Origin of the sequence: Methylorubrum extorquens, from assembly GCF_024169925.1 — a bacterium.
Taxonomy (GTDB): domain Bacteria; phylum Pseudomonadota; class Alphaproteobacteria; order Rhizobiales; family Beijerinckiaceae; genus Methylobacterium; species Methylobacterium extorquens_A.
Map to the genome: position 1 here is coordinate 3,391,196 of NZ_JALJXF010000001.1, position 16,848 is coordinate 3,408,043.

Below are 16,848 nucleotides of genomic sequence, written 5' to 3' on the forward strand. Positions count from 1 at the left end.
CAGGGCTCGCAGCAGCCATGTGCCGTCCATGTGCGAGGGATGGGTAGGGCCTGATGGCTGAGGTCAGCGGACCAGCGGTGCCGGCGTCCGGTTCGATCGATCGTTCGGAACGGCCCGGCCGGGTCGGCCTGCTGCTGATGCTGGCGGGCCTGCTCGTCGGCGCGGCGGTGGGATTGTCCTTCGTCGCCAACGAGCAGGCGCAGCCGCTTATCCTCGCGCTGCTGGCGCTGCTGGCGATGGCGGGCGTGTTCTTCCTGTTCGCCCTGGCGATCGGCGCGCTTCAGCTCGCCGGCCCGGCCTCGCGCGACGACATCACCCGCGCCATCGTCGATGCCGCCCCCGAGGGCAAGCTCGTCGTCGAGGACAACGGGCGGATGATCTACGCCAACGAGGCCTATATGCGCCTTGCCGGCGGCGACAGCTTCTCGAATCTCCGCTCCATCGAGCGCATCTTCGTCGGCGCGCCGGAAGTCTCGGAGGCGGTCTACCGGCTCGCCCAGGCCTCCCGCGACGACCGCGCCTATGCCGAAGAGATCCGGATGTCGCCGCCGCCCGGCGGCGCGCCGGACCGCGACTTCGCGTGGTACCGCATCGCGGTGCGGCCGATCCCGCGCCACCGCGGCTCCGCCGCGCTCTGGACCGTGAGCGACATCACCCACGAGCGCGAGCGCCAGGAGAACGTCTTCCAGGAACTCCAGCACGCAATCGACTATCTCGACCACGCGCCGGCCGGCTTCCTGTCGATCGATGCCGGCGGCTCGATCGTCTACATGAACGCGACGCTCGCCTCCTGGCTCGGCTACGACCTCGCCACCGTCGGCTCCGGCGGGCTGAAGCTCCTCGAGATCGCACCGGGCGCGGACATGCTCACCGCCTCACCGGGCCTGCCCGGCGAGGTGCGCACCGACCGCTACGACATCGACCTGCGCCGCCGCAACGGGCAGCCGCTGCCGACGCGCCTCTACCACCGCGTCGCCTACGGTCAGGACGGAGCGCCCGGCCCCTCGCGCACCTTCGTGCTCAACCGATCCGCCGGATCGGATGCCGACGAGCCGCAGCGCGCGGCCGAAGTGCGGCTCGCCCGCTTCCTCAATAACAGCCCGATCGCCATCGCCACCCTGGACCGGGACGGCCGGGTGATCCGTGCCAACACCTCGTTCGTGCGCCTGTTCGCCGGCATGCCGCGCCAGCCAGCGGCGGAGGCCGGCCGCGACGCGCCCGATCCGCTGATGCGCGACGCGGTGCTGGAGCGCGACCGTGGCGTCATCGAGGGCGCGTTGGCGCGGGCCGCCAACGGCTTCGGCGGCCTGGATCCGATTGAGGTCGGCCTGTCCGGGCCGGGTGATCGCTCGGCCCGGGTCTGGATGAGCCCGGCGGATTCCGACGGGACGCCGAACCCCGATGCCGAGGCGCAGGCCGGCAGCGATGGCGACCGCGAGCGGGTGATCCTCTACGCGCTCGACACGACGGCCCAGCGCCAGCTCGAACAGCAGGTCGCCCAGACCCAGAAGATGGACACCGTCGGCCAGCTCGCCGGCGGCATCGCCCACGACTTCAACAACGTCCTCCAGGCGATCATCGGCTACTCGGACCTCCTGCTCGCGAGCCACCGGCCGACCGACCACGCCTTCCAAGACATCATGCAGATCAAGCAGAACGCGAACCGGGCCGCATCCCTGGTGCGCCAACTGCTCGCCTTCTCCCGCCGCCAGACCCTGCGGCCCGAGGTGATGGATGTCGGCGAGGCACTCTCCGACCTGACGCTCCTGTTGAAGCGCCTGCTCGGCGAGCGCGTGCAGCTCGATTTCCGCCACGGCCGCGAGATCTGGCCGATCAAGGCCGACGTGAACCAGTTCGAGCAGGTGATCGTGAACCTCGCGGTCAACGCCCGCGACGCGATGCCGGGCGGCGGCAGCCTGACGATCCGCACCGCCAATTGCCCCGTCGATGGCGAGCGCCCGGTCGGCATCCCGGCGGGCGATCACGTCATGATCGAGGTGACCGATACCGGCGAAGGCATCCCGCCGGAGGTACGCCAGAAGATCTTCGAGCCGTTCTTCACGACCAAGGAGATCGGCAAGGGCACCGGGCTCGGGCTCTCGACGGTGTTCGGCATCGTCAACCAGTCCGGCGGGGCGATCGACGTGCAGTCGATCGTGGGCGAAGGCACCACCTTCCGCATCTACCTGCCGCGCCACGAGCCCGGCATCGAAGCCCTGCCCGAGCCGCTGCCGCCGCCGCGATCGGCCTCCGGATCGACGAAAGTCAGCGCCTCCGAGCCGAACTCCGCGTCCGGTGACGATGCCGAGGCGGGATCGGCCGAATCGAGCACGGAGTCCGGCTCTCCCGCTGCCCGTCCCCCTGAGCCGCCACCGAAGCCCGCGGCGGACCATACCGGCCAGGGCACCGTCCTGCTCGTCGAGGACGAGGATCCGGTCCGCGCGGTCAATTCCCGGGCGTTGTCCGCCCGGGGCTACACCGTGTTGGAGGCGGCCTCCGGCATCGAGGCGCTGCGCCTGATCGAGGAGCATGCCGACGGCATCGACGTGGTGGTCTCCGACGTCGTGATGCCGGAGATGGACGGGCCCACCCTGCTGCGCGAGCTGCGCAAGCACATGCCCGACCTCAAGGTGATCTTCGTCTCCGGCTATGCCGAGGACGCCTTCCGCAAGAACCTGCCCGAGGGCGAGGCCTTCAACTTCCTGCCCAAGCCCTTCAGCCTGAAGCAGCTCGTCGAGACGGTGAAGCAAACGATGGCGAGCTGAACGCGCCCGAGGGGAGCGTACGACATCCGATCGGATCCTTCGGGATATCGGATGTCGGCATCCATCAAGCCCGCATGGCGCGCGGCTCGCGCAAGAGGCGGAATCGGCCTCCAAATTCGGTCAGAGCGACATCGGCACAAGGACGGTCTGCATCCTGCGCCGTCGCAGGGAATCTCGATTGGCGGCTTCGCTTCCACATTCTGTTCTTTCCGGCGCAAACCGCGACGTCGAGCTTGCGCTTCGAGAACAAAACAAGTACGAAATCCATCAGCTCCGGCGGATTGAGCGCCGTGCCCCTCCCATGCATAAGGAAGCCTTGCGATGGCCCAGCCTGCGCTGAAGATGGTGGATTCCTCGACAATGGCAGCAGCCGACAAGGACAAGTCCAAGGCGATCGAGGCTGCGCTGACGCAGATCGAGCGGGCCTTCGGCAAAGGCTCGATCATGCGCCTTGGCAAGAACGACAAGGTGCAGGAGGTCGAGACCATCTCCACGGGTTCGCTCGGCCTCGACATCGCGCTCGGCGTCGGCGGCCTGCCGCGTGGCCGGGTGGTCGAGATCTACGGTCCCGAATCCTCGGGTAAGACGACGCTCGCGCTCCACACCATCGCCGAGGCCCAGAAGAAGGGCGGCGTCTGCGCCTTCGTCGATGCGGAGCACGCCCTCGACCCGGTCTATGCGCGCAAGCTCGGCGTCAACCTCGACGACCTGCTGATCTCGCAGCCCGATACCGGAGAGCAAGCGCTCGAAATCACCGACACGCTGGTGCGCTCCGGCGCCATCGACGTGCTGGTGGTCGACTCGGTCGCCGCGCTGACGCCGCGCGCCGAGATCGAGGGCGAGATGGGCGAGAGCCAGCCGGGCCTCCAGGCCCGCCTGATGAGCCAGGCCCTGCGCAAGCTCACCGGTTCGATCTCTCGCTCGAACTGCATGGTGATCTTCATCAACCAGATCCGCATGAAGATCGGCGTGATGTACGGAAGCCCGGAAACCACCACGGGCGGCAATGCGCTGAAGTTCTACGCTTCGGTGCGCCTCGACATCCGTCGCGTCTCCACGCTCAAGGATCGCGACGAGGCCATCGGCAATCAGGTCCGCGTCAAGGTCGTCAAGAACAAGGTCGCGCCGCCCTTCAAGCAGGTCGAGTTCGACATCATGTTCGGCGAGGGTGTGTCGAAGGTCGGCGAGCTGATCGACCTCGGCGTGAAGGCCGGCATCGTCGAGAAGGCGGGCGCGTGGTTCTCGTATGACAGCCAGCGCCTCGGCCAGGGTCGCGAGAACTCCAAGGGCTTCCTGCGCGACAACCCCGACATCGCCAACAAGATCGAAGCCTCGATCCGCCAGAACTCGGGCCTCGTCGCCGATCGGATCCTCGAGACCGCCAAGCCGACCGCCGACGATCTCGATGAGGGAGAGGCTTAAAACAGCGCCTCACGTCACGACCTGAAAGAGAAAGCCCGCCGCGAGCGATCGCTGCGGGCTTTCTTTTGCGAAGGCGAGCGGTCAGGCCGCCGCGTGCCTCGCATCGAACGCGGCCGCGAAACGGGCGCCGGGCCGATCGGTGCAGCGATCGACCCAGGCATCGATGGCCGGCTCGCCGGGCTTTCCGAACCAGGCGTAGGGTGAGTGCAGAAGGAGGTCGGCGGCACTGAAGTGATCGCCGAGCAGGAAGGGCCTGTCCGTCAGCGCCTCGGCGAGCCGTACCTTGATGTCGGCGCTCGTGCGGAAGGTACGGGCAATGGCGGGATGATCGAGACCGATGGCCTCCAGCGTCAGGACCGGCTCGACGACGCCGGCGTACCACGCGAGCCAGCCGAGATAGGCGCCGCGCTGCGGGTGGCCGGCGGGGATACCCAGACCGGATATCGGAAACAGCTCGGCCAAGAGCTGGATGATCGCGCTCGACTCCCGCACCAGAACGCCGTCGTGGTCGAGGAGCGGCACCTTGCCTTCGGGGTGAGGGTTGCGCCCGTCGCGCTCGCCCGAGCCGTCCATGCGCGGGATCGTGACGACCTCGATCCGCACGGCGTCGAGCGCGTCGAGTTCCTTGAGGAGAGCGACGATGCGGGTCGAGCGGCTCTGCGGGGCGTGGAACAGCGTGATCATCGGTGGCCTCTGGCTGGCGGGTTGGCAAGCGAGGGTGTAGCCCAGAGTACCTGCCAGTTTCCGTCAGTTGGGCGATGGCACGAACCGATCGACTGTTCCGGCTGCTGCATGCGATGCGCGTCCTGCCCTCTCCGGTCACCGCCGCGCGGCTGGCGGAGGAAACCGGCGTGTCGCTGCGCTCCCTCTATCGCGACATCGACAGCCTGCGCGCCGCCGGCGCCCGGATCGATGGCGAGCGCGGCTACGGATACCGTCTGATCGAGGACATTGCCCTTCCACCGCAAACCTTCGATCGGACGGAGATCGAAGCGCTGGTTCTCGGCCTCGCCGAGGTCCGCCAGATGGGGGACCCCGCCCTGGCCCAGGCTGCCGCTTCGGCGCTGGCCAAGGTCGCCGCCACTTTGCCCGACCGATCCGAGCAGCACCTGCTCCACGCAGTCTCGCAGGTTCGCCGCTTCGAGGCCCGTTTCCCCGAGATCCCCGATATGGAGACGATCCGGGCCGGGTGCTGGCGGGAGGAGACTCTTGCGCTGCGCTACGCGGACAAGGACGGCGCGGTCACCGAGCGGCAGATCCTGCCGCTCTCCATCGTCTACCTCGACAGCAAGATGACCCTGCTGGCGTGGTGCTGCCTGCGCGAGGCATTCCGCATGTTCCGGCTAGACCGCATCGAAGCGGTGCGGATGGCGGGCACGAGCTTCCGCCCGCGGCGGGTCACGCTTCTGCGCAGCTATCTCGCCGAACTCGCGGGCCGCCACGAACTGCGCGCTGAGCAACGTACTGAGCCGACGTGACTCACACAGCTTGGGCCCGTATGAGGGCGCAAGAATGCCGCCGTGCTGTCCGCAGCCGGCTCCCCGACGCGACATGATTTTCGAGCCTATCCGATGAGCGGCGTCAACGAGATCCGATCGAGCTTCCTGGACTACTTCCGGGATGCCGGGCACGCGGTGGTGCCCTCGTCCTCGCTCGTGCCGAAAAACGACCCGACGCTGATGTTCACGAACGCCGGCATGGTGCAGTTCAAGAACGTCTTCACGGGCGTCGAGAAGCGCCCCTACGTCAAGGCGACCTCCTCGCAGAAATGCGTCCGCGCCGGCGGCAAGCACAACGATCTCGACAATGTCGGCTACACCGCCCGGCACCACACCTTCTTCGAAATGCTCGGCAATTTCTCCTTCGGCGACTATTTCAAGGCCGATGCGATCGAGCTGGCCTGGACGCTGATCACCAAGGAGTTCGGCCTTTCGGCCGAAAAGCTACTCGTCACCGTCTACGCGGACGACGACGAGGCGGCGGGGCTGTGGCGGAAGATCGCCGGCTTCTCGGACGAGAAGATCATCCGCATCGGCACCTCCGACAACTTCTGGCAGATGGGCGATACCGGCCCCTGCGGCCCGTGCTCGGAAATCTTCATCGACCAGGGCCCGGCGCTCGCGGGCGGACCGCCCGGTTCTCCGGACGAGGATGGCGACCGCTTCCTCGAATTCTGGAACCTCGTGTTCATGCAGTACGAGCAGGTCGAGCCGGGGGTTCGCAACCCCCTGCCCCGGCCCTCGATCGATACCGGCATGGGCCTCGAGCGGATGGCTGCGATCCTCCAGGGCGTCCACTCGAACTACGACACCGACCTGTTCCGCGCGCTGATCGATGCGGTGGCCCACGCCGTGTCGCGGGCGCCGGAGCCGTCGACGCGCGCCTCCTACCGCGTCATCGCCGACCATCTGCGCTCGACCTCGTTCCTGATCGCCGACGGCGTGCTGCCCTCGAACGAGGGCCGCGGCTACGTGCTGCGCCGGATCATGCGGCGCGCCATGCGCCATCTCGAACTGCTCGGCGCCCGCGATCCGGTCATGTACCGGCTGGTGCCGACCCTGATGCGCGAGATGGGACAGGCCTTCCCCGAACTCGCCCGCAGCGAGGCGCTGATCTCCGAGACCCTCCGGCTGGAGGAAGGCCGCTTCCGAAAGACCCTGGAGCGCGGCCTCGCCATCCTCGACACCGAGACCCGCGATCTCGGCGCTGGCCAGAATCTGTCGGGCGAGACGGCCTTCACGCTCTACGACACTTACGGCTTCCCGCTCGACCTGACGCAGGACGCCCTGAAGGCGCGCGGCATCGGCGTCGACACGCAAGCCTTCGACGCGGCGATGCAGCGCCAGAAGCAGGCGGCGCGGGCCGCGTGGCAGGGCTCCGGCGAGGCCGCGACCGAGACGGTCTGGTTCGGCATCAAGGAGCGCACCGGCGCCACCGAATTTCTGGGATATGAGACCGAGGCCGCCGAAGCCGTCGTCGGCGCGCTGTTGCGCGACGGCGCGGAGGTCGAAACGCTGAAGGCGGGCGAAAGCGGCATCGTCGTCGCCAATCAGACGCCGTTCTACGGCGAGTCCGGCGGTCAGGTCGGTGATACCGGCACGATCTCCGGGCCCGGCCTCCGGGCGCGCGTCACGGGTACGGAAAAGAAGCTCGGCGACCTGTTCGTGCATCACGTCACGGTCGAGGAAGGCGCGCTCGCCGTCGGCGCAGCGATCGAGCTGAAGGTCGATCACACGCGTCGCGCCGCGATCCGCGCCAACCACTCGGCCACCCACCTTCTCCATGAAGCCTTGCGCCAGGTGCTCGGCGACCACGTCGCGCAGAAGGGCTCGCTCGTCGCGCCCGAGCGCCTGCGCTTCGACATCAGCCATCCCAAGCCCATCGATGAGGCGGAACTCGCCCGCGTCGAGGAGATCGCCAACGCGGTCCTGCTCCAGAACGCGCCGGTGGTCACGAAGCTGATGGCCGTGGACGAGGCGATCGAGTCGGGCGCCCGTGCGCTCTTCGGCGAGAAATACGGCGACGAGGTCCGCGTCGTTTCCATGGGGCGGCCCGTGGACGATGACGGCCGCGAGGTCGAGGGCCGCCTGCCGAACTTCTCGATCGAGCTGTGCGGCGGCACCCATGTCTCGCAGCTCGGCGAGATCGGCCAGATCACCGTGCTCGGCGAGAGCGCAGTCGGTGCTGGCGTGCGCCGGATCGAGGCGATGACCGGCACCGCCGCCCGTCGCCACCGCGCCATCGAGAGCCGTACGCTGAGCCAGCTCGCCGGCCTGCTCAAGGCGCCGGTCGCGGACGTGCCGGAGCGCCTCTCCACGCTGATCGAGGAACGTCGCCGGTTGGAGAAGGAACTGGCAGATGCACGCAAGAAGATCGCCATGGGCGGCGCGTCGGGCGGCGGCGACGAGGCCCGCGAGATCAACGGCGTGAAGTTGATGGCCCGTGTGGTCGAGGGCGTCGAGATGCGCGACCTGAAGGGTCTCGCCGACGAGGGCAAGAGCCGCCTCGGCTCCGGCATCGTCGCCCTCGTCGGCGTCTCCGCGGACGGCAAGGCCGGGCTCGTGGTCGGCGTCACCGAGGATCTGACCGAGCGCTACGACGCAGTCGGCTTGGTGCGCGCCGGGGCCGGCCATCTCGGCGGCAAGGGCGGCGGCGGACGGCGCGACATGGCCCAGGCCGGCGGCCCGGACGGCGCCGGTGCGGACGCCGCGCTCGCCGCGATCGCGGAGGCGTTGGCCGCGGGCTGACCGGCCTTCGCCGACGCGGCGGCGGCGGCAAGAAAAACCTTGTCGCTCACGGAACGGTGAGCGGGTTCGCGGCTTGGTTGGCCGCCACTTCCCGCCGCTTCCGAGCCTTGTGCCCGGCGCGTCCCGTTCCCCGGTTTCCCGCCGGATCCGGAACAGGGCGTCAACGTCCCGTGAGCCGATGAAACTCTTTCGCTGCCAGTCCTGCGACAACGTCCTCTATTTCGAAAACCGCTCCTGCGGGCGCTGCGGCCATCGGCTTGCCTACCTGCCGCAGCTCGGTCGCATCTCGGCGCTCGAGCCGGCGGGCGACAATAACGCGTGGACGCCGCTCGCTGCGCCGGATCGCCCGAGCTTCTTCTGCACCAACGCCGCGCACGACACCTGCAACTGGATGGTGCCGCCGGGGACGACCGACGCCTTCTGCCTCGCCTGCCGCCATAACGGCACCGTGCCGGATGTGAACGACCCGGTGAATCTCGAGCGCTGGCGCGAGATGGAGCATGCCAAGCACCGGCTGTTCTACACCCTGCTGCGCTGGAACCTGCCGCTGAAGACCCGCGCCGAGGATCCCGAGCACGGATTGATCTTCAACTTCCTAGCCGACTCGCCGGATTCGAGCGGCCCCAAGGTGATGACCGGCCACGAGAACGGCATCATCACCATCGCCCTGGTCGAAGCCGACCCGGCCGAGCGCGAGAAACGCCGCACAGCGATGGGTGAACCCTACCGGACGCTGCTGGGCCATTTCCGCCACGAGGTCGGCCACCATTACTGGGACATCCTCGTGCGTGACGCCGGCAAGCTGGAGCCGTGCCGGGCGGTGTTCGGTGACGACTCGCAGGATTACGGCGCCGCTCTCCAGCGCCACTACGATCAGGGGCCGCCGCCGAACTGGCAGGAGACTTTCGTCTCGGCTTACGCCACCACCCATCCGTGGGAAGACTTCGCCGAGACCTGGGCGCACTACCTGCACATCGTCGATACGCTGGAGATGGCGAGCGCCTTCGGCCTGCAGGTGAAGCCCAAGGCCGATGTCGAGGGCGAACTCGCCACACGGGTTGATTTCGACCCCTACGCAGCCGAGACGGTGGAGCAGATCATCGATGCGTGGCTGCCCTTCGTCTTCGCGATGAACAGCGTCAGCCGCGCCATGGGCGAGGGCGACCTCTACCCCTTCGTACTCGGCCCGGCCGTGGTGACGAAGCTCGGCTTCATCCACAACCTCGTGCACGGCCGTGTCTAGAGCATCGTCCCGAAAGGTGGTTGCCGGCTTTCGGAAAAGACGATGCAAAAAGCAGGAGACGAGAGCATCGTCCTGGATCCGGCATCCAGGACGATGCTCTGGAAACGCCTCGCAACGATCGCAGACGGACGGGCCTCGCGTCAGGCCCGTCCGGCTTCCGCCGAGAGCATGGCGGGATCGATGCCGATCGCCTTGAGAACCTGATCGTACTTGGTGCCCAGCCCCGGATCGAAGATCAGTTCGGGATCGGCCGGGCAGTTCAGCCAGCCATTGGCCAAAATCTCGTTCTCAAGCTGGCCCGCTTGCCAGCCGGCATAGCCGAGCGCCAGCACGGCGTTCGAGGGTCCGCGCCCGTCGGCGATGGCGCGCAGGATCTCGACCGTGGCCGTGAGGCACACGCCCTCGTCGATCTGCAGCGTCGATTGGTCGATGTGGAAGTCTGCAGTGTGGAGTACGAAGCCGCGCTTGGCATCGACCGGGCCGCCCATCAGCACCGGCATGTGGCCAACTCGCTCGCGCAGGCGGATCGCATCGGCCTCGCTGGCGATGTCGAGCTGGATCAGGAGATCCGGCATGCTCAGATCCGCGACCGGCTTGTTGACGATGATGCCCATCGCGCCGTCCGCCGAATGGGCGCAGAGATAGATCACCGAGCGCGCGAAGCGCTCGTCGCCGATCCCCGGCATGGCCACGAGGAACTGGCCGTCGAGATAGGCCGAGTCATTGAGCGAGGGATCGGGCGTCTGCATGTGGCTATGCTAATGCGGCGACCGTCATTGATCCATAAGGCAAACGCGCACGCAGCGCGGCCGTGCCTCGACAGTCGCGCGAAGCGCGTCTAACGGTTCCTAGCTTTTGCAGGGCTTGGCTTTTGCGAGGAGAGCACGGATGACGATTCAGGTTGGCGATCACCTGCCGCAGGCCACCTTCCGGGTGAACGGGCCGGACGGTCCGCAGGCCAAGACGACCGACGACGTGTTCAAGGGGCGCCGCGTCGTGCTGGTCGGCGTGCCGGGCGCCTTCACCCCGGCCTGCCACCGCAACCACCTGCCGGGCTTCGTCGCCAAGCGCGAAGAGATCCTAGCTCGCGGCATCGATGCGATCGCCGTGACCTCGGTCAACGACATCTTCGTGCTCAACGCGTGGCAGCAGCAGAGCGGCGCCGAGGGTATCGAGTTCCTGGCCGACGGCAATGCCGAGTTCTCGAAGGCGATCGGCCTGGAGATGGATGGCTCTGGCTTCGGCCTCGGCCCGCGCTCCCAGCGCTACGCGATGCTGGTTGATGACGGCGTGGTGCGGATTCTCAACGTCGAGGACACCCCGTCCAAGGCCGAGGTCTCGGGCGCCGAAGCGCTGCTGAAGGTGCTCTGAGCAACCCAACAAGAGCCCTCCCCGGTCCCGGGGAGGGTTCGACGATCCTTAATTCTGCCAGCCGTAGTCCCGCGCATCGGTCGCGGTGCGGTGGAAGGCGAGCCGGCGGTCGTATTCCAGCGGGTCCTTGGGCTGCACCAGGGCGCCGGGCGGCACATTGAGCCAGTCCACGAGACGGGTCAGCATGAACCGCATGGCCGCGCCCCGCGCCAGGATCGGCAGCGCCGCAATCTCCGCCGGTTCCAGCGCCCGCACCGCATCGTAGCCCGCAATCATCGCGCCTGCCTTGTCGCGGTGGAAGGTGCCGTCGGGGTCAAAACACCACGCGTTGAGGCTGATCGCCAGATCGTAGGCGAAGGCGTCGGTGCAGGCGAAGTAGAAGTCGATCAGGCCCGAGAGGGCATCGCCGATGAAGAAGACGTTGTCGGTGAAGAGGTCGGCGTGGATGACGCCACGCGGCAGGCCCTGAGGCCACGAGGCTTCGAGCCAATCGAGGTCGGCACGGGTGCGGGCCGCGAGGCCGGGCGCCACGGTATCGGCCTGCCCTTCCGCCTGCTTGAAGAGCGGGCGCCATGCCTCCACCGACAGATTGTTCTCACGCACCATCGGAAAGTCGCGGCCTGCGGCGTGGAGCCCGGCCAAAGCGGCGCCGAGCGCCCGGCAATGCTCGGCGTTCGGGCGGCTCAACGACACGCCTTCGAGGAAGGTGACGATCGCCGCCGGCCGGCCGCAGAGATGCCCAAGGGCGGTGCCGGCGCGGTTGCGCACCGGCTGCGGGCAGGCGAGGCCGGCCCGCGCGAGATGGCCCATCAGGTTGATGAAGAACGGCAGATCCGCCGCGTTCACCCGCTTCTCGTAGAGGGTGAGGATGTAGTTGCCCGTGCTCGTATGCAGGAAGAAGTTCGAGTTCTCGACGCCTTCCGCGATGCCCTTGTAGGAGAGCAAATCGCCGAGTTCGTACTCGTTGAGGAAGGCGCGCAGCGCCTCGTCGGATACGTCGGTGTAGACCGCCACGGTGCCGCTGCCGGTTTCGCGCAAGAGAAAGGGGCGCCGTGGGCGCCCCTGGATGTCGTTCGGCCGGCCTTGTTCGGAGGCCGGCGTATCGTCCGCCCTATTCGGCGGCCTCGCTGCGCAGCTCGCGCGGCAGCGGGAAGGACATGTCCTCGACCGTGACCGAGACCTGATCCACCGTCACGTCGAAGCGCGCGGCGAAAGCGTCGATGATCTCTTCGACCAGAACCTCCGGTGCAGACGCGCCGGCGGTGAGGCCCAGGCGACGGATATCCTTGAAGGCATCCCAATCGATCTCCTCGGCCCGCAGGACGAGGCGGGTGATCGGACAGCCGGCCCGCTCGGCGACCTCGCGCAGGCGCTGCGAGTTCGACGAGTTCGAGGAGCCGACCACGATCAGGGCATCGACCCGCGGCGCGACCTCCTTGACCGCTTCCTGGCGGTTGGTGGTGGCGTAGCAGATGTCGTCCTTGTGCGGACCGTGGATCCCGGTGAACTTCGCCTTCAGCGCCTCGACGATGTGCTTGGTGTCGTCGATCGACAGGGTCGTCTGCGTCACCCAGGCCAAAGCCTGGTCGGCCGGCGGGTTCAGCGCATCGATCTGGTCGATGTCCTCGACCAACGTGATCGAACCCTTGGGCAACTGGCCCATGGTGCCGACCACTTCCGGATGGCCGGAATGGCCCACGAGCAGGACGTGGCGCCCGCGCTTGTGATGGATCTCGGCCTCGCGGTGGACCTTGGTCACCAGCGGGCAGGTCGCATCGATGGTGGTGAGGCCGCGGGCGTCGGCGTTCTGCGGGACGGTCTTGGCAACGCCGTGGGCGGAGAAGATGACCGGGGCGCCGCTATCGGGCACCTCGTCCAGTTCGCGCACGAATACGGCGCCCTTCCGCTTCAGGGTCTCGACCACGTATTTGTTGTGGACGATCTCGTGGCGGACGTAGACCGGCGCTCCGTAGATCGCCAGCGCCCGCTCGACCACGTCGATGGCGCGCACCACGCCGGCGCAGAAGCCGCGGGGGGCACACAGGAGAATCTCCAGTGGCGGCTTGTCGCCCGTCACGGCCGGATGCGGGACCCTGTTCGGGTCGGCGGTGAGGTTGATGGTGTCAGCGCTCATGATCCGACGGATGTGGAGAGGGGTGGCCGGGTCTGTCAACAGCGGCCAGCCCGAAAGCCGCAACAGGCTCGCGCCTGTCCGTTATCATTCGCCTAGCACAGATGACGCGATCCGTGACCCCCACCATCCGCCCGGCGGCCCTGCATCCACGCTGCTGTGGCAACGCTGCCGGAATCGAAGGGCCGGGCATGTGACGAACGACACGCGAATCACCCTCGCGATGGCGTGATCGGCGGGCTAAGGGGAAGCCCTTCTCCCATCCGGAACCAGCGAGGCAACGGGCTTTCATGGCGAGCGCCACGGACCACGCCAGCTTCCTGCCGCCGGTGCTGACCTTCCTGTCGGCGGCGGTGATCGGCGTGCCGCTCGTGCGCCTGCTCGGCCAGAGCGCGGTGCTGGGCTACCTCGTGGCCGGTGTCGTGATCGGCCCGGCCGGCTTCTCCCTGATCGCCGAGCCCGAGACGGCGGCGAGCGTCGCCGAGATCGGCGTGGTGCTCCTGCTCTTCATCGTCGGGCTCGAGCTGGAAATCTCGCGCCTCGTCTCGATGCGGCGCGACATCTTCGGGCTCGGCGCCGCCCAGCTGGCGCTGTGCTCCCTCGTCATCGCGGGCGCGGCCCTCGCCTACGGCCTGACACCGGCCGCAGCGAGCGTCGTCGGCATCGCCATCGCCCTCTCGGCCACGGCTGTGGCGCTTCAGCTGCTGGAGGAGCGCGGCGATCTCGGCTCGCCCTATGGCGGGCGCTCCTTCGCCGTGCTCCTGTTCCAGGACATCTCGGTGGTGGCGATCCTGGCGCTGCTGCCGCTGCTGGCCTCGGCCGGCGCCACGCCGAAGGACGGCTGGCTCGACGAGGGCCTGCGCTCCACCGGCCGCGCGGCGGTGGCGGTCGCAGGCGTGGTGCTCGTCGGGCGCTACGGCCTGAACCCGTTCTTCCGCCTGCTCGCCGCAGCAGGCGGGCGCGAGGTCATGACGGCGGCCGCCCTCCTCGTCGTCCTCGGCACCGCCCTGGTGATGGAGAAGGCCGGCCTCTCCATGGCGATGGGCGCCTTCCTCGCGGGGGTGATGCTCGCCGAATCGAACTTCCGCCATCAGCTCGAGGCCGATATCGAGCCGTTCCGCGGCATGCTGCTCGGCCTGTTCTTCATGAGCGTCGGCATGTCGATCGACGGGGGCCTGCTCACGAACCACTGGCTGGCGCTGCTCGCCGCGACCATGGCCGCGATCGCGGTGAAGATCGCGCTCGTCGCCGGGCTGTTCCGCCTGTTCGGCTCGCCCTGGCTCGACGCCCTACGCGGTGCTGCGGTGCTGGCGCCGGCCGGCGAGTTCGCCTTCGTCATCCTGCCGGCGGCGGGCGACCTGCGCATCTTCGCCTCGGATGTGACCCGCTTCTGCGTGGCGCTCGCCGCCCTCACCATGCTGGTCGGGCCGATCGCCGCCAAGGGGCTCGACGCGCTGATCGCCCGCCGCCCGAAAGAGGCCGAGCCGCCCTCGGACGTCGGCGAGGCGCAGGAATCCGGCGACACCCGCGTGCTGGTGGTGGGATTTGGCCGCTTCGGCCAGATTCTGGCGCAAGTGCTGCTGGCGGAAGGCATCAACATCACCGTCATCGACAAGGACGTCGAGCAGATCCGCAACGCAACGAGCTTCGGCTTTCGGATCTATTACGGCGACGGCACCCGGCTCGACGTGCTGCGCGCCTCCGGCCTCGCCAAGGCGGACTTGATCTGCGTGTGCATCGACGACGCGCCGGCCGCCCTGAAGATCGTCGACATCGTCCACGAGGAATTCCCGAACGTGCGCACCTATGTGCGGGCCTACGACCGCACGCACGCCATCGAGCTGATGAACCGCGACGTCGATTTCCAGCTCCGCGAGACCGTGGAATCCGCCCTCGGCTTCGGCCGCGCCACCCTCGAGAGCCTGGGGCTGCCCGCCGAGGCCGCAGCGCGCCGCGTCGAGGACGTGCGCAAGCGCGACGTCGCCCGTCTCGTGCTCCAACAGGCGGGTGCGATGCCGGACGGTTCGGGCTGGCTGCGCGGCACGCCGGAATTGCGGCCCGAACCGCTCACCGCGCCCAAGAGCCCCTCGCGGGCGCTCAGCGCCGAAACCCGCGGCCTGATCGAACAGCAACCGCACGAATCCGCCGCCCGCGCGCTCGAACCCGAAGATGCCGAGCCGAATGCCTGAGACGGGCACAGGCGCAGCACCGGAGAGGAACGAGGGCGCGGCGCGTTTCGTCTCGGGCTCGATCCTGCGCCATGTCGTCGTGATGAGCGCCACCGGCTCCGTCGGCCTGATGGCGATCTTCGCGGTCGATTTGCTGTCCCTGTTCTACGTCTCGAAGCTCGGCGACCCGGCGCTCACCGCCGCAGTCGGCTTCGCCTCGATCGTCCAGTTCTTCGCCATCGCCTTCAACATCGGCCTGATGATCGCGGCCGGTGCCCTCGTGTCGCGGGCGATCGGAGCGAACGATCCGGCCGACGCGCGGCGGATCGCGACTTCGGTCACAATCCACTGCGTGATCGCGTCGGCTCTGCTGGCCGCCCTCTTGCTCGCCGTGGTCGACCCGCTGCTCTCGGCCATCGGCGCGGAGGGGCACACCCTCGAGGTCGCCCGGCGCTTTCTCTGGATCAGCCTGCCGTCGAACCTGCTGCTCGGGCCGGGCATGCTGTTTACGGGGCTCCTGCGCGCGGTCGGCGCGGCACGAGAGGCGATGTACGTCACGCTCGGCGGCGCCGTCATCACCGTCTTCGTCGATCCGCTGCTGATCTTCGGATTCGGGCTCGGCGTGGACGGAGCCGCGCTCGCGGTCTGCGTTGCCCGCGTGACCTTCGTCGCCGTCGGCTGGGCCGGCATCCGGCGCTACCGGCTGCTCGAACCGCCCCGCCTCACGGCCGTCATCGGCGATCTGCCGCTGGTGACACGCATCGCCGGGCCGGCGGTACTCACCAACCTCGCCCCCTCGATCGCCAGCGCCTTTGTGGCGCACGCCCTGTCCGGCTTCGGGCCTCCGGCAATCGCCGGGAACGTGGTCATCGAGCGCCTCGCCCCGGTCGCCTTCTGCGGGCTGTTCGCGATGTCGGGCTCGATCGGCCCGATCCTCGGTCAGAACTGGGGCGCCGGGCGCTTCGACCGGATGCGGGGTGTGCTCCGGGTCGGCGCGGGGGTGACCGCGCTCTACGTCGTCCTCGTCTGGCTGCTCCTCGCCCTGGCGCGGGCGCCGCTGGCCGGGGCCTTCGAACTTCAGGGCGTGGCGGCCGACCTGTTCGCGTTCTTCTGTCTGGTGAGTGGGCCAGTCTGGTTCTTCAACGGGCTCCTGTTCCTCGCCAACGCCTCGTTCAACAATCTCGGCTTCCCCTTCATTTCGACCCTTTTGAACTGGGGCCGGGCGACACTGGGCACGGTCCCACCCGCCCTCGTCGGAGCGGCGTGGTACGGACCGGAGGGTGTGATCGCGGGCACCGGCCTCGGCTCGATCGCCTTCGGGGTAGCCGGCCTCGCAATGGCCTTCCGCACCGTCGGCCGGCTGGAACGCGGCATGACCCTCGCGGCAAGCCCGGCTCCCGAGCCCCCCACCGCCGATGAAGCGGTGCAGGCGGCCCCCTCCAGCGGAATGTCGTTGTAGCCCGGAGAGGGCCGACGGGCGCCGACACGGGCGAAATGTCCG

General features: G+C 68.4%; 12 protein-coding genes. 8 read left to right on the forward strand and 4 right to left on the reverse strand.

The window, feature by feature from the left end:
- Nucleotides 1-53: 53 nt before the first annotated feature.
- Together cckA and recA are read left to right on the forward strand one after the other, a co-directional pair.
- Nucleotides 54-2,765 (forward strand): cell cycle histidine kinase CckA, encoded by a 2,712-nt coding sequence (cckA, locus tag J2W78_RS16070; RefSeq protein ID WP_253372089.1) that lies wholly within the window; start codon nt 54-56, stop codon nt 2,763-2,765.
- A 342-nt stretch (nt 2,766-3,107) separates the two neighbouring features.
- Nucleotides 3,108-4,187, forward strand: a complete 1,080-nt coding sequence (recA, locus tag J2W78_RS16075) for a recombinase RecA (RefSeq protein WP_437178559.1) — start codon at nt 3,108-3,110, stop codon at nt 4,185-4,187.
- An 81-nt stretch (nt 4,188-4,268) separates the two neighbouring features.
- On the opposite strand, the gene J2W78_RS16080 is transcribed toward recA, so the two are convergent.
- Nucleotides 4,269-4,871 carry a glutathione S-transferase family protein gene (locus J2W78_RS16080; RefSeq protein ID WP_253372091.1) on the reverse strand — a complete coding sequence of 201 codons (603 nt, stop codon included), beginning with the start codon at nt 4,869-4,871 and terminating at the stop codon, nt 4,269-4,271.
- Nucleotides 4,872-4,945: 74 nt separating this feature from the next.
- On the opposite strand from J2W78_RS16080, the gene J2W78_RS16085 reads away from it, so the two are divergent.
- The 3 genes from J2W78_RS16085 to J2W78_RS16095 all read left to right on the forward strand — a co-directional run bounded on the left by J2W78_RS16085 (nt 4,946) and on the right by J2W78_RS16095 (nt 9,677).
- Nucleotides 4,946-5,665: a helix-turn-helix transcriptional regulator gene (locus J2W78_RS16085; RefSeq protein WP_253372093.1), complete on the forward strand. Its 720-nt coding sequence runs from the start codon at nt 4,946-4,948 to the stop codon at nt 5,663-5,665.
- 93 nt (nt 5,666-5,758) lie between these two features.
- Nucleotides 5,759-8,434 carry an alanine--tRNA ligase gene (alaS, locus tag J2W78_RS16090; protein WP_253372095.1) on the forward strand — a complete coding sequence of 892 codons (2,676 nt, stop codon included), beginning with the start codon at nt 5,759-5,761 and terminating at the stop codon, nt 8,432-8,434.
- Nucleotides 8,435-8,612: 178 nt separating this feature from the next.
- A complete protein-coding gene (locus J2W78_RS16095; RefSeq protein ID WP_253372097.1) occupies nt 8,613-9,677 on the forward strand; it encodes a zinc-binding metallopeptidase family protein in 1,065 nt (354 codons plus the stop codon).
- Between the two features lie 140 nt (nt 9,678-9,817).
- Here the strand turns inward: J2W78_RS16095 and J2W78_RS16100 are convergent, their stop codons facing one another.
- Nucleotides 9,818-10,426: a YqgE/AlgH family protein gene (locus J2W78_RS16100; RefSeq protein ID WP_253372098.1), complete on the reverse strand. Its 609-nt coding sequence runs from the start codon at nt 10,424-10,426 to the stop codon at nt 9,818-9,820.
- 139 nt (nt 10,427-10,565) lie between these two features.
- Here J2W78_RS16100 and J2W78_RS16105 point away from each other — a divergent pair, with 139 nt between their 5' ends.
- On the forward strand, nt 10,566-11,048 hold the full coding sequence (locus tag J2W78_RS16105; protein WP_253372100.1) for a peroxiredoxin: 483 nt from the start codon (nt 10,566-10,568) through the stop codon (nt 11,046-11,048).
- Nucleotides 11,049-11,096: 48 nt separating this feature from the next.
- Here the strand turns inward: J2W78_RS16105 and thrB are convergent, their stop codons facing one another.
- Together thrB and ispH are read right to left on the reverse strand one after the other, a co-directional pair.
- The gene (thrB, locus tag J2W78_RS16110) at nt 11,097-12,062 is read right to left on the reverse strand and encodes a homoserine kinase (RefSeq protein ID WP_253374061.1); all 966 of its coding nucleotides are present in this window, start codon (nt 12,060-12,062) and stop codon (nt 11,097-11,099) included.
- Between the two features lie 97 nt (nt 12,063-12,159).
- A complete protein-coding gene (ispH, locus tag J2W78_RS16115; protein WP_003600714.1) occupies nt 12,160-13,182 on the reverse strand; it encodes a 4-hydroxy-3-methylbut-2-enyl diphosphate reductase in 1,023 nt (340 codons plus the stop codon).
- A gap of 287 nt (nt 13,183-13,469) precedes the next feature.
- On the opposite strand from ispH, the gene J2W78_RS16120 reads away from it, so the two are divergent.
- Together J2W78_RS16120 and J2W78_RS16125 are read left to right on the forward strand one after the other, a co-directional pair.
- On the forward strand, nt 13,470-15,368 hold the full coding sequence (locus J2W78_RS16120) for a monovalent cation:proton antiporter-2 (CPA2) family protein (RefSeq protein WP_253372102.1): 1,899 nt from the start codon (nt 13,470-13,472) through the stop codon (nt 15,366-15,368).
- Entirely contained in the window at nt 15,361-16,806 is a 1,446-nt protein-coding gene (locus J2W78_RS16125) for an MATE family efflux transporter (RefSeq protein ID WP_253372104.1), read from the forward strand. Before J2W78_RS16120 ends, J2W78_RS16125 begins: the two co-directional genes overlap by 8 nt.
- Nucleotides 16,807-16,848: the final 42 nt, after the last annotated feature.